Source organism: Uliginosibacterium gangwonense DSM 18521, from assembly GCF_000373965.1.
Lineage (GTDB): Bacteria > Pseudomonadota > Gammaproteobacteria > Burkholderiales > Rhodocyclaceae > Uliginosibacterium > Uliginosibacterium gangwonense.
On sequence record NZ_KB892865.1, the window covers coordinates 58,218 to 71,356 of the forward strand.

Sequence of the window (13,139 nt, forward strand, 5' to 3'; positions counted from 1 at the left end):
GTCACCCCTTACTGCGCCACAAAGGCGGAAATGACACCATGATCTTCCTTGGTGCCGTCGCTGTACTGCGTAGTGAATTGCGGCTTCAGGAAGCCCAGAATCTTGCCAACGCTGATGCCGGGCTGGTTGTCGTAGTCGAATTCCTTTTCAACCCATTCCGGGTTGCCGATGTCGGCCATGCCGAGTGCCTGGGCACCGCAGAACAGCACTTGGCAACCATCGACCGTACCGGTGGAGCCAAACTTCGACCCGGCTGGCGCCAGACGCGTGTTCGGCACATGCCGGAATTCATGCAGGTAGATGCCGTCGATCTTCACGCTCGACCCGGTGAACAGCTCGTTCTGTGCACCGCGCTGCTGTGCGTAACGCAGGTTGGCAATATAGGTCGGGTCCAGCTTGAGCCTGGACATCGCCATCGGGGACAGGAAGGCATGGAAGGTCTCTTCACCCCCATCGGCCATGATGCCCCGCATGTAGTTTTCCTTGGCATATGCCTTGAGCTGCACAAACAGCTCCCAGGACGGTGTATCGGCTGCCGCAACCGTATTGCTCCCACCGCCCTGCTCAATGAGCTTGCTGGCATTGTTCCAGCGGAATATGCGCTTAGCACTGGGGGGAGTCACGTCCTTGGCGAACTCCAGGTTCTTCAGATCGGAACCGATCCGGGTCTTGCCATTGGTGGCATAGGAGTAGGCTTTGCCTGCCAGAGTCAGAAAGGCAAGCTGATCGATACGGTCTGACAGCCAGTAGGCCAGCTTGTCGCGGGAGTTCTCGCGGAAATTCACCACCGAACGCTGGTCAGCCATCCGGCCTTCATGCCGGTTGGCATTGCGAAGCTGGTCGATCTGGATCACCTGATCGTAGGACTTCAGCACTTCCTCATTGCCTTCCAGCGTGCGGTCGCCCACCACCCCATCGCCTTCAAGGTCAGCCAGCAGGGTGATGACGGCACGCGCACCTTTTTCAGTCTTCTTCAGCTCCGTAATGTGCTGAATCAGGCTGTTGGCATCTTTGCCGAGGAATTTGTTCACATAGGAAAGGTTACGGGCCTGACGCCAGAAATCCAGGCTCCAGACCGTCTTCTGCTCATTGGTGAGCAGGGCAAAGTTCGTTTGTGCCATGCGGCAACCTCCAAAAGTCGTTCAGGGTTCTCTTGGCCTCATCGCGGGCCGCTCGGTGCCTGTGTCGCTGGCAACTTGCGAGAAAACTTCAAACGACTTTTGACGGGGACGAACCGGCTGCCTGTATCGCAGGTAGCTATGCGTTAACGCTCTTTAAGAAGTCTATACAACTCTTACAGATTGTCAAGGGAGGGAGGATGACCCCTTGCGCAATTACCTGCAGGCACAAGAGCTGCCCTAACGATCATAGCAAATACACATTCGGGCTGGGGTAGCCTACTGTTTTGTCAAGGGCAAAGCCAACACTGATCAACCAAGTAAGATCGCAGAAGCATCCTCAGCATAGGCCTTTTGAAATAATCCAAACGGGCGGCCGAAAAAGATCATATGAAATTTAGCCAAGAAACCCTAGGAAGAGCTTTGGATTTTATTTCCAAAGCATCTGGGCCAGTCGCGCTTATTATAGGTGCATGGTGGTCATACTCCCAGTTTACCATTCACAGAGATAACGCCGAAAACATCAATATTGCTATTGAACCAAAATTGATTGCAAAAAATACAAAAACCCCACTCATACTGGCAAATGTCACGATAGACAATGTCGGAAATGTCCCAGTTCGCTCAGGAAGATACGATGAAGAGCACGAGGGCCTTGAGCTTACGGTAATCGAATACAGAAACCCTGCACAAGGAATCGGCCCCAATCAACAAGTCATCGACTGGGATCTAGGTGGCGACGCGCCTCCACCTAAAGACTGGCCGGTGGTCAAATACAACATGATAGGTCAGTATCAATCTTACAAAAGTGGCAACTACAATCTTAATCCAGGTTCAAAATACAAAGAAAGTGTCGCCATTCCTGCAAAACCAGGAAAACTTTACTTGCTTAGAGTGCGATTTTTCAGCGATAACGGCTGGAGTACCTCTGATTTGTCTTTTGTATATACCGATATCACAGCAAACCCTTCTACCACAAACTAACACATGTCATTAGCAACGCATAGCTCACCAAAAGTCACACTATTGTTGTTAGTCATAATTGCGCACTAACTTTTAGCAAAGAGGAGAACCAAAATGATCATTGTAAGCTCACGGCGTGATTTTACAAACTCCGACAATTTATGCCAAGAAGAACATATAATTCGTGAAGTAGATCTAAAAGATGACAAGACACTAAACACATACTCCACAAAAGAACTTGCAAACGCGATAACTGGTAAAAATATTTGCATATTAGTGCATGGTTACAACAACGAGTTCTTTGAGGTCTGTGATGCATACCAGATCATGGAAACCGAAATCCACACAAACCTACCAAACACCTACGACGAGGTAATCGGATACACATGGCCTGGTGGCGACCACAAATTGGAATGGTGGGATGCTAAATCGAGAGCCAATGCTGTTGCCCGACGGTTCCGACAACTTCTAGAGACATTACAAAACAACTCCACTATCGATATTATTTCCCATAGTCTAGGGGCTAGAGTTTCACTTAAAGCGTTAAAAGAAGCCTCTACGACATTAGTTCGAAACTACTACTGCATGGCAGGAGCTGTTGACAATGAATGCTTAGAATACAACGAGGAGTTCTTTCCGGCACTAAACTCTGCCGGAAGGATATTTGTTATGCATTCAGCACGAGACGAGGTGCTTGCAGCCGCATACCGAGCAGCAGAGTTAGACAATGCCATCGGTCTATTCGGCCCCGAGGACAAAAATTCTGTCGAATCGTCAAAAAACATATATGTCGCGAACTGCAAAGCGGTAATCTCAAGTCACGGAGCCTATAAGCGAAGTGAAGCCATATTTAGATACATTGGCGGCACTCACACAACATCGCCTAATAAATATGTCACGCTCTAGAAACAAGAACTTGCAAGCTCTGGAGGAAGTTGCATTGATCTGGGGACAAAAGTATAGCCACAAGCAAAGCTGGCGGATTCATTCGCCAGCTTTTCAAAGCGTGAGACTATGCCGATGATGTGTCTCAGACTTCCAAGATAAATGGGCAGCAAGTCACCTTTCAATATGGGTAAGCAGGCATCACCACACCCACCCCAAGCGCACACGCCCCTGCACGCCCCCGCCCGATTCCCTGAGCGCTTCACCCCCTATGCGCAGGCGCCCTAGGTCGCGCTCAATCCACACGCCTGGGGTCTTGGCGTACCCTACGCTGATCCCTGCGGCCCAGGGATGGGATTCAGGGATCAGTGCCGCTTCAATAGGTACGTCCAGTGCAGAGATAATCCGCCCTTCCGGGCTGCTGGCTATCACCCTGCGCCCGCCCTCCTCCTGCACCAGGGATAAATTCACATCCAGAGGCGCGGGGTCGCACTGGCAGCCTGCCGGGCTGGTAAAGGCTGGAGGCTTGAGCTTGATGCTCACTCGGCGCTCTTCAGTCACCCCCATCGGGATCTTGTGCGGTGGCTTGGTCGGGGTGGATTCCGGCTTGCGCTCGGCAATCACTGACTGATCAGACTGGCGCTCCTGGGGTGCGGCGGTGATCACTTCCGGCTTGGGGGCTGACGTATGTACACCGAACAGGTAAGAGCCAACCGCGACCCCTACAACCAGGGCCACACACACTGAGATACGTAGCACGCGACCATAAGGCTGGATGGAGATATTCACGGCTAAGCCTTCCCACACCAAACACGAAATTCACTGGCCTCGGCCTTGCGCCGAGCTGTCAATCCGGCCCACCGTCGACCGCCTGCCCTATCCCACTGCTCAAACTGGCTCGCAGCGCCAAGGCAGTCACCCGCGTTGAGTTTCTTCATCAAGGTGGAGTGACAAGCTGTCTGCGGGCCAACGTTCCAGGCGAAATCAATCAGCATTTCCCACTGGCGCTGGCTGATCGGCACAGTACGGCACTTGTCGATCACGGGAGCAATAGTGGCCTGAATGATCTGGGCCTCTTTGTCGGCGCACTCGGCCTCTGTATAGCGACGCCCTGGCTGCACCCAACCCGGCGCAGCCCGGTTGGTGATGCCTCGGCACACGGTCAGCAACCCAGGCACAGCGGGGTCTTGGTACGCTACATACCGTGTGCCTTCGAAATGAGCTGTGAATGCAATCAGGAAGGCCGACACGATACCGGTGGCCCCCACACCGATACTGATCCAGGGTGCAATCTCACGCGCCATCGTTAATCCTCCTTCGCCGCGTCACTGGCTTTCAGCTTCCCCGCTTCCGCTGCTACTGCAATGCGATGCTTGAGCCAGGAGTTGATCACCCCAAACACAACCCCAATCAGCAAGGACAGGGCCGCTGCGTTGCTGTTCACCCAGCCAAGCACAGCGGCCAACGACAAGGATGTCATGGATGCTGAATGAACCCAGTTGTGCCGCTCGCGCCACACTACGCTTACCGCTGCAATCAAGGCAGCAATCGCCAGGACTACGAACACATGCATTTTTGTGAACCTCTCGCTCATACCCTGGCCTTTGCGACTGTTAAATGTAATCCCCGCGCATGCGTGCCTTCGTGGCCTCCGGCAATGCGGCAAACTCTTCGGCGCTCATCTTCGTGGCATCAGGTGTGGCGCTGGTGGCGCCTGCCTTGTCAGAATCCAGTCCGACTTCATGTGTGCTTGGTGGCTGCTTGGCAGCCGTGTCGATGTTCTTCTTGACCTGAGCCTTTTTACGATCATCAGTGACCTGTGCGGCGGACAAGCCTTTCTGCGGTTCCTCTTTCGCAGGGGCCGCTTTTTGCTTCAGGAATTTTTCTGCTGCCGTCACAAGTGCGGCGGAAGGAGGCAGGCCGTCCCGTGTGACAAGCAGGTTCTGGTACGACAGAATCATGTCGCACAGATCATTGTCATATTGCTCAGAACTGGGGTTCAACGTGGGGTACTCGGCTTCCAGCTTGGCAACTGCAGCTTGAACCCGCTCGACTTCCAGCGTCTGCGAAATTTGCTGGTTGGCGCGTTGTGTGGCTTCCGTCGTAGCGATCTGGCGTTCCAGCGTGCGGATTTCACGGCGCAGCTTTGCAGCGTCCTCATCCTTCCCATCCAGTAGGAGCTTGGCATACTGGGTTTCCATGCTGTCAACCCTGGACTCAAGCTCGCTGGTCTCGGCAACCTGGGCCACAGCCTGCTCCCGCGCAGCAAGACGCTTCTCGGCCTCCGCTGCACGGCGCTCTGCCGCAACACGTGCTTCACGCTCCTTACCTACGGCTTCGTCGAAGCGTGCCTTCGGAATGCGGGGGGCAAACTGCCCCTTCTCATCACGCGGCAGGTCTTCATCCGTCTGCTCCGTGACGTCGCCATCCGTGTTCTGGGTAGTCTGGGCATCGTCTTCAGCCACTTGGCCCTCAGTGGCTGGCTGCGCTGCAGTGGTAGTGGCGGAGGTAGCTTCCTCAACGTAGTTGTCACCGCGATCCAGGTTTTCGGTCGTTTCCATCAATCACTCCTTTTCGTTTGTGGTGGCGGGCTGCGCGTTTTTGCGCAGAATTTCTGCGTGCTGGGCAGCCGCTTGCTGCGCAACTTCGTGTTGATGGCGCTCACGCTCCAGCGCGAGCTTCGCTTCCATCTCTTGTCGCTTCAGCCCAAGCTCTTCCTGCTTGGCCTGGATTTCCGCAGCCAGCCGACGCTCTTCCAGGGCAAGCTCTGCCTGCATGCGCTGGATTTCCAGCGATGTATCTGGCGCGTTGCCTTGTAGCTCCCGCTGGGCTTGTGCCTGCTTGAGTTCGGCCTGCGCCTTGGTATGCACGACATCCGCTTCGAGCTTGGCTGCCTCTGCCGTCTGGATGCGCTGTTGAAGCTGGGCCTGCGCTTGTGCTTCGGGAGAATTGGTCTGAGCCTCCATCTGCTTGATGATGTCTGCACGCCGCTGCAAGCGGCTGTTCTCAACAAGCACCGAGTCGGGCACTGGAACACCTTCCTTGCGAAGAGCCAATGCCTGCTCAAACTGGCTGTCTTCCATACTGGCGCGGGCAGGTGTGGAGGTAATGACGATAGAGTATTCCCCAAGCGTGAGATCATTGACGATCTCACCTGTCTCCGGGTTGACCTTGTTCACTGCGATGGATTCAGGCTCACGTGTGGCATCTGCATGCGTAATCGTGATGAGGCGTTCTTCGGTATAATACTGCTGGATGAGGTCCAGTACGTTCCGGGCCAGTATCCAGTCCGTGCGCTCCAGGTTGTCCATCACCTTGGTCAGATTCACCGAACCACGTTGCTGCTTGTAGGCGATGGCTTTGGCGGCAACATCTTCACGGTCGAAACCCTGCATGGAGTCCGACACGCCTGAAATACCTTTCAGGTGCTCTTCTGCCTTGTAGCTGACACGGTCCAAGCCGGTTGGCGTCTGGTTAGGCTGGATTTTTTGAGGCGGCGTGGAGTTCTTCCTGAACTCAACTACCAAGCCTGTCTGGGCGCCGGAAACTTCCAGCTCACCCGTTGTCATGTTGGTGAGGCTGTTCTCTTCCACGACCCAGCCGCTGTTGGCCGTGGTGTTGATGATGTGCAGCTCCTGGCTGGAGGTCTTGTTCAGGATCTCCTGCGGGCCGAGCATATTCTCAACAATGCCGACCGTTCTTCCGTAACGGAAGTGCGGGAAATAGGGCACTACTGTGAAGTGTTTGTAGGGAGACCATTCATCCCGCAAAACCACGTTGTCAGCCGTAACGGTCCAGCGAATGCGCTTGACCAGCTTTTTGATTGTCGAGAGCTTGCCGCCCGCTTTTTCGAGCAATGCAGCAATCCGGTTACGATCCCAGTCCACTGGAACTGGCCGCATATCTCCGGTTTCGACATCAACGAAATGGAGCTGTTTGTCGAGCTGCCGGTACTGGCGCTCCAGCAAGCGGATGTTCCGACGCACGCCTGCCTCATCAGAAACACCATAGTACCCACCGAGCGGAATCTGCCCGGCAAATCGGTCACGCACACGCTCGATGGAGTCGTAACCGTATGGATAGCTGGAACCTTCCTTATTGCGCAGATATTCGGCATCTTCCTCGTCATAAAGAACGGCGATGTCCTGGTAAGTCACCCACTTGGTGACAAACACATCCGCCCAGGTATCCGGGTCGTATTCTTCCGCATCAGGATCGACAACCACATTCTTCGAATTGAGCTGAGAGATCCGTACCTCACCCTGCATGGCGTCATCAAAGTCCATGCGCACGTCGTAGAAACCACGGGAGCGGATGACGCCGTCGCAAAACACATCGGAACGAACCCAGGGAAGCTGGTTATTCTGGCTGATCTGCATCCAGACCTTGCTCAGTGCATCTGCTGTCTCAGCAGGTGAGCCGTTGGCAGGCCTGAACAAGCACTCCGTGCGGTTGTATATCTGCTCGCCCAGAATGGTGCTGATCGTTGCAAGGATCTTGTTGATCGTGATGGCAGGACGACGTTGAAGTTTCAGGGCATTCAAGTCCTCTTGCTGCCACTGATCCCCGGCAAAGAACTTATCGCACTTATCCGCCTTGGCAACGAAGTCCAAATGACCGCGATCACGGCACCAACTGAACCGTAGCCACTGCTTCTGTGCGAGGTCTGCATCAACTGGCATCAATAACCCTTGAAGAACGTTACTGGGGGGGGGCTCTGCGCGCCGAGAGATACAAAACATCTATATTTCAACAACTTAGCGCACCGCAGACGAGCAAAATCCGCCGATATCTATTAGACTTCATCAGAGTCTAGCAGATAGAATAGCGGTCCACCAGCAAGAAACCTCATGCTCTGGTCGCATCTATTAAAAATAGATGGTTTAGCGAAACAAGAACAAAAATTTGGCGGACTGTTTTTTAAAACCACGACCGTGTACAAGTGCAATTCCCTTCAACCATGTGGCACCCAGGGCACACTTGTGGCAAATCAGGAATTGAGACACACAACACCTCCCGCACAACCGCTCTCAACATAGCCCCTTCATCTGCCTCCAACTTCACACAACTCGGCATCAGTGCCTTCAGTGCATCATGATCTAGCCCCCGATAATACGTCTCGCGCCCTTTCAAATAATCTTTCCGCTCAGCCCGCAAGCGGCTGCTAAGCGCCGCACATTCCTGAAACTCATCACGAGAAAGCTCCCCTTCATACTCAACACTCCATGCTCCCCCATCGTTTTTAACAATAGGCTGCATTTTAGTTAGACTTGATATGCATGAGCAAAGTTTGTTTGCATCAGCCTGAGTAGCTAGCAGAAAAGCCCCATGAATCATCCCCAAAAATAATTGAGGATTTCATCATATCACGGGCCAATCAAATCCATCTACCATAGCCTACATCTCATATGCCCCAACAACAAAAGTACCAGGGGTGCTCACGACTTTTGCCAACTCGCTTGCATCACAATTACTCCACAGCAGTTTGTATTGCCTTGGGATAGCCTCGACAAGAACTTTTGCTAGGCTAGACTTCCAATTATTTCCAACCAATAAAGTCTCAAGCATACCTAACACTAAGTTAGCATTTGCAAGATCATCGTACCCAACCCAAAGTGCTGTCTGCCGTTCAACATAGTTACTACCCAATGTTTCTAGCGATTTTATTTCAGCGAGTATAGTGCTTGTGCCTGCCGCCAATACCGCACTGGCTTCATTTATCGTAGTCACGGCCTCCAGGGCTCTCAGGACTGGCAGCACAGGATTTACATAAAAGGCGGCGGCATAGGTCGCACTAGATCCTGGGTACACGAATAGGGCAACAGGCATATTGCTAGGCATGGATGGAATCATAGCAGGAGAGTACATAGAATTATTTTCTGCAGAAATATACGCATTTGCCCCCCACGTATCACCAACACTAATCCCTCCAAGCCCTCTGTAGCATCCAAACGTGGTAGCTTCATCTTCCACTATTGGGTTAGCGTTCTCGAATCTGTCGCTATCGTCACTCACGACTTCAAATATCTGAAGTCCAGAATAGTCTTCGATATCCTTACTTTCTAAAACCCCAAAAACAGATGGCAACTCCCTCCCGATATATGTCACCCCGTCAACGTAGAGCACGTTTTCGTCATAGTACAAACGTAGCTCTGGAAATATATATGAATGCCTGATACGCCCACTTATAGGTCTAAATTTTATATTTCGTACAACCCCAGGATCAGGATAGAGCGGGTAGGAGCTAATCGCTGAACCACTTACTGCTTCGTCTTCAACCTCAACAAGCATTGAAACATTATCAAACACGTCAATCTGCCTTAAGAAGTGCGTGGTGCCTCCAGAGAACGCTATGCTTTTGTACATATAACCTCGGTTATGCGTATGCTCCCAATGCATCGTTTTGGTACTTACAGGCTCAAGAGGAAACAAATCAACCACCAAGTCACCAACTGAGTTAATCCTAACGAGCTTCAGCAATGCCTCCATACGCGTATTGGAACGTTCGCCACTCTTATTCCACACCACCCTCCCAACATATGACAACATTACAGCGCACCCTGCCAACGGCATCGCCCATACCAAATTCGTAACCTCTGTATATAAATCTGTACCTATACCAGAGTACTCCATTGAGTTTCCATCCTTTGCCGAAACAACTTCGCTTCCGGTATAAAAAACGCCTAACGCCAATTCAAAGAAAGACGTCACCGGACGTTCTCCATCATGCAGAATAAAGCTATTCAGAACACTTGCCGTATCCTCCAAAAAAGAGACTTTTGCAACACCAAGACTACGTGTAATTTTTATAGTTATCGACGCCCCCGTAACCGACACAAAATATGTACCAATTTTCGCTATTTTAGACTCACAAATTTTGTAATGGGCATTTATTAAAAAACCAGACTCGTCTCTATTTACCACAAATGGGTGTAGTTCACATTTCCAATTAATCCCAAGAAATGAGAATACAAAAGACGCCCTTCCTTCATTATCAATAGCAACGACACCTACTTTCATAGGCGTAAGTTCTGCTTCGTGCGGGATATCAAATTTAGCCACTTCAATTGTTTTTTCTGAAGGGTAATCAGCGCTAGTTACAGGATCACTGCAGGCGACGATCCGCACCCCTCCGGGATACTCACACAACACTCTTGAACTGTAGCTCAAAACAGGAGAAATTGCGTTTTCCCAATTAGGCACAAGCGTACTCACCTTTGGTAGCCGACTTGCCCATGAATGTCTAGAAAGCCTTGCGGATTTTCTTATCAAGTTAAGCGAGACTAGTGACGTCTTTACACTTTTTTCGCCAGCAACTTTAACTTTAAACACCCTGTTTTCAACTTTAACATTTAATACACGGTTCCCCAAAAATACATACGGAATAACCGTTGAAGCATATATAAACGTCAATTCATTCTTTTGTGCAACAACGACCTCACCACCTTGCATCACCCCCTGCCGTACCGCTCGCACAACGACCATAAACCCTTTATGCACAATCGTTTTACTCACAATTGTGCATTTATTACCCAATCCAGCCTGAAGTCTTTTCCAAAGCTCCAGCCCCACAACACCGGCTTCAACAGCCCCCGCCGAAGAGTCTGGCAGTACGATTTTAGGCGTACTCACACCCTCACCCCCAGATCGTCATACTTGACCACTTCGCTTTCACCCGTAAGCAGTTCGTACTCGACAAAACCATCTTCGAACCACACAGAAAGCACTTCGCCACGACCGTAATGCGTATGTGCATACTGAGCCACTGCGTTGAACACGTGCCGAGGCACACCGCTCTGATTCTCAAACTGCATCGTGATAGGTGTCATGTCATGCACTCATGTGAGTAACCCCGGCTTCACCGGTAAAATCGGAAAGGCGATCTTTCCAGCTCTTGATCCTGGGAGTCGTATCCTTGGGCCTGGGCGCGGCACGCGTCAGTGTCAAGCGCACAGCCCAGGCAGCGCCGTCAATAATGTCGTCATGCTTGCCAGCAGGGAACCGGGTGAATTCCGCAAACAGGTCACGGAACCAAGGGGCTTTCTCGTCGAAATACACCTTACCAAGCTGCATGCGGCCCCGTAGCGGACTGGCCCGTACCATCTTGTCAGTGAGCGGTTTCAGCACCTCGTAACTGGGGTAGAACCGCAACTCGTCGCAACGCTTGAGGAACTGGGCCTCCATCGTCTTCCAGATCTGCCCGTCCTCAAACCCTAATAGGGTGGCATCCCATTCGCGTGCGTACTCAATCAACTGGTCGACAATGATCAGCGAGTCGCTGAAACGAAAACGCCGAACGTCCAGCACGTAGAGGTTGTCGCGGTGATCCTGGCCCAGTGTCACGCCCACGGTGTAATCCGATTCCTTGCCCGTGCTGATTGCAAAGTCCCATGCTTGATAGACGTGCAGTTCGCTCTTTGCCGGTGGCATGCCGTAATAGCGGAACATGTCCTTGGTGAAGAACATGCCGTCCTCCGGCATGGGGTTCTGCTGGTACAGCGCGTTCCAGACCCACTGCTGACCGGCAGCAATCAGGTTGCGCTTGATGCGCAGCATCGCCTCGGTATCGTATCGTGCAGGGTGCAGTGCAGTGCCCTTTGGCCGAGTCATCCTGGCCCCCGCTGGGGGCAGCTCTCCCGGCAGAATCTCAATGATGCTGTCGTCTGTCAGCAGGAACTCATCGCCCTGTTCGTTGATGGCCGGGTAGCGTACCACCTCGAACTTGTCCCCCTCCCCCGACTCCATCACCGCCTGGATGCGTCCGGCCCAATCCGCTTCTGACCACCACGTCATAATCCCCAGCACGCCGCCCCCAGGGGCGAGGCGCGTATATGCTGTTGAGCTATACCATTCCCAGGTATTATCCGTAATCGTTTGCGAAGCAGCCGCTTCCTTGTCTTTCACCAAGTCATCCAGCAGCAGGATGTGAGCACCTCTGCCCGTAATCCCTGTGCCGACCCCGGCAGCCAGATAGCCACCACCACTCAGCAGGTTCCAGTTCTCCGTGGACTGGCTCGCGGGGTCCAGTACGCACTCAGGAAAAACCACCTGGAACGCCGGATCACGCAGCAGATCCCGAATATACCGGCTGAAGCTCAAGGTCAGGCTGGCCGTGTGGCTGGCAGCGATGATTTCCCAATCCGGGTGCTGGCCCAGCACCCAGGGCGGGAAGTTCCGGGAGCCAATCTCGCTTTTCCCGAGGCGTGGAGGGGTCATCAGCAGCAGCCGGGGGCTTTCCCCTCGCTCCACAGCCTTCAGGAAGCGCTCCAGGCGCCTACAGATGTCCTCGTGGACCCATCCAGCCAGATACTTGGGGCGGAAGCGCCGGATAAAGGGTAGAAGGCGGCGGCGAGCCAGTTCCCTGGCTGCCAGCTCGGCCATAGGGTTCGCCCTGGCAGCCTCCATATCGAATTTTGGCGGCTCATAAGCTGCGGTGGCCTCTCCAAGGGGGAGAAAACCGCTCTGAGGGGCGATTTCGGGGCTTTCCGGAGGGGTTTCAGGGCTGAGCCTTACCTTCCGGGCGGGTCTCCGGGTCTTTTTGAGCGGTTCCGAGGGTGGGGCAAACCCTGCATCCGAGCAGAACGGACACACCCCGTTGACCAAAGTGCCGGCCTCCCGAGGCGACTGACACACTGCGCACGTTGCCAGATCAGTGCTCAATGGGTGGCTCCACGTCGATAATCATGCCATCCCCCTCGCCACAGGCTATCGCCAACAGCTCTGCGTCGCTCATGACCTCGAACTTCGAACGCAGCCTGCCCTGGCTGGTCGTCAGTTCCACCTTCTTGACCTCTGGCGCGTAGAAACCGAGCATCTTTCCGACTTCCGACCAGCCTTTAATCATCGCGCCTGGATCTCCTGCAAGCCGGGCGAGGTTGATGGCGTCCATGAACCCTTCCAACACGTCCAGGCGACGGATCTGCGCCGCTGATGACAGCTCAGTACGGGCCTCAGCCAGAGCTTTCGCTACATCCGGGGCGCGCGCGACGGCATGCCCGTGAGTCGAAGCTGAATACCCGGCTGCAAGAGCTGCTTGAGATAGCGTTTGGCCGTCGAGAACGGCTTCCGTGAAAGCCTCCTGCTTCTCGGTCAGTACGGATCGCTTCGATTGTCTGGACTTGGATGCCGCCATACTCTCTATCAGATTTTCACACTCATCTTACAGAGAGTAGC

Annotated in this window: 12 protein-coding genes; 2 read left to right on the top strand and 10 right to left on the bottom strand. The window is 53.2% G+C overall.

The window, feature by feature from the left end; translation table 11 throughout:
- Positions 1–8: 8 nt before the first annotated feature.
- On the bottom strand, positions 9–1,121 hold the full coding sequence (locus B145_RS0119025; protein WP_018609497.1) for a N4-gp56 family major capsid protein: 1,113 nt from the start codon (positions 1,119–1,121) through the stop codon (positions 9–11).
- Between the two features lie 387 nt (positions 1,122–1,508).
- On the opposite strand from B145_RS0119025, the gene B145_RS0119030 reads away from it, so the two are divergent.
- On the top strand, positions 1,509–2,102 hold the full coding sequence (locus tag B145_RS0119030) for a hypothetical protein (RefSeq protein ID WP_018609499.1): 594 nt from the start codon (positions 1,509–1,511) through the stop codon (positions 2,100–2,102).
- A gap of 93 nt (positions 2,103–2,195) precedes the next feature.
- Positions 2,196–2,987, top strand: a complete 792-nt coding sequence (locus B145_RS0119035; protein ID WP_018609501.1) for a DUF726 domain-containing protein — start codon at positions 2,196–2,198, stop codon at positions 2,985–2,987.
- Positions 2,988–3,167: 180 nt separating this feature from the next.
- Here the strand turns inward: B145_RS0119035 and B145_RS0119040 are convergent, their stop codons facing one another.
- The 9 genes from B145_RS0119040 to B145_RS0119085 all read right to left on the bottom strand — a co-directional run bounded on the left by B145_RS0119040 (position 3,168) and on the right by B145_RS0119085 (position 13,098).
- Positions 3,168–3,755, bottom strand: a complete 588-nt coding sequence (locus B145_RS0119040) for a hypothetical protein (protein WP_033407708.1) — start codon at positions 3,753–3,755, stop codon at positions 3,168–3,170.
- 2 nt (positions 3,756–3,757) lie between these two features.
- The gene (locus B145_RS0119045; RefSeq protein ID WP_018609503.1) at positions 3,758–4,270 is read right to left on the bottom strand and encodes a lysozyme; all 513 of its coding nucleotides are present in this window, start codon (positions 4,268–4,270) and stop codon (positions 3,758–3,760) included.
- Between the two features lie 2 nt (positions 4,271–4,272).
- Positions 4,273–4,560: a hypothetical protein gene (locus B145_RS0119050; protein WP_157288520.1), complete on the bottom strand. Its 288-nt coding sequence runs from the start codon at positions 4,558–4,560 to the stop codon at positions 4,273–4,275.
- Positions 4,561–4,579: 19 nt separating this feature from the next.
- Positions 4,580–5,527, bottom strand: coding sequence for a hypothetical protein (locus tag B145_RS0119055; protein WP_018609507.1), 948 nt, complete (start codon positions 5,525–5,527; stop codon positions 4,580–4,582).
- A gap of 3 nt (positions 5,528–5,530) precedes the next feature.
- Complete coding sequence (locus B145_RS26340) at positions 5,531–7,648, bottom strand: portal protein (RefSeq protein ID WP_018609509.1); 2,118 nt, start codon at positions 7,646–7,648, stop codon at positions 5,531–5,533.
- Between the two features lie 715 nt (positions 7,649–8,363).
- Positions 8,364–10,598 (bottom strand): hypothetical protein, encoded by a 2,235-nt coding sequence (locus B145_RS28815; RefSeq protein WP_157288521.1) that lies wholly within the window; start codon positions 10,596–10,598, stop codon positions 8,364–8,366.
- On the bottom strand, positions 10,595–10,795 hold the full coding sequence (locus tag B145_RS0119075; RefSeq protein WP_018609513.1) for a hypothetical protein: 201 nt from the start codon (positions 10,793–10,795) through the stop codon (positions 10,595–10,597). Before B145_RS0119075 ends, B145_RS28815 begins: the two co-directional genes overlap by 4 nt.
- 1 nt (position 10,796) lies before the next feature.
- Positions 10,797–12,347, bottom strand: a complete 1,551-nt coding sequence (terL, locus tag B145_RS0119080; protein ID WP_018609514.1) for a phage terminase large subunit — start codon at positions 12,345–12,347, stop codon at positions 10,797–10,799.
- 268 nt (positions 12,348–12,615) lie between these two features.
- Positions 12,616–13,098, bottom strand: a complete 483-nt coding sequence (locus tag B145_RS0119085; RefSeq protein ID WP_018609515.1) for a terminase small subunit — start codon at positions 13,096–13,098, stop codon at positions 12,616–12,618.
- Positions 13,099–13,139 lie beyond the last annotated feature (41 nt).

Coding starts and splice junctions, on each gene's coding strand:
- B145_RS26340 (WP_018609509.1), bottom strand. CDS start 7,648: ATGCCAGTTGATGCAGACCTCGCACAGAAGCAGTGGCTACGGTTCAGT.
- B145_RS0119035 (WP_018609501.1), top strand. CDS start 2,196: ATGATCATTGTAAGCTCACGGCGTGATTTTACAAACTCCGACAATTTA.
- B145_RS0119055 (WP_018609507.1), bottom strand. CDS start 5,527: ATGGAAACGACCGAAAACCTGGATCGCGGTGACAACTACGTTGAGGAA.
- B145_RS0119045 (WP_018609503.1), bottom strand. CDS start 4,270: ATGGCGCGTGAGATTGCACCCTGGATCAGTATCGGTGTGGGGGCCACC.
- B145_RS0119025 (WP_018609497.1), bottom strand. CDS start 1,121: ATGGCACAAACGAACTTTGCCCTGCTCACCAATGAGCAGAAGACGGTC.
- B145_RS0119030 (WP_018609499.1), top strand. CDS start 1,509: ATGAAATTTAGCCAAGAAACCCTAGGAAGAGCTTTGGATTTTATTTCC.
- B145_RS0119075 (WP_018609513.1), bottom strand. CDS start 10,795: ATGACACCTATCACGATGCAGTTTGAGAATCAGAGCGGTGTGCCTCGG.
- B145_RS0119050 (WP_157288520.1), bottom strand. CDS start 4,560: ATGAGCGAGAGGTTCACAAAAATGCATGTGTTCGTAGTCCTGGCGATT.
- B145_RS0119085 (WP_018609515.1), bottom strand. CDS start 13,098: ATGGCGGCATCCAAGTCCAGACAATCGAAGCGATCCGTACTGACCGAG.
- terL (WP_018609514.1), bottom strand. CDS start 12,347: ATGGCCGAGCTGGCAGCCAGGGAACTGGCTCGCCGCCGCCTTCTACCC.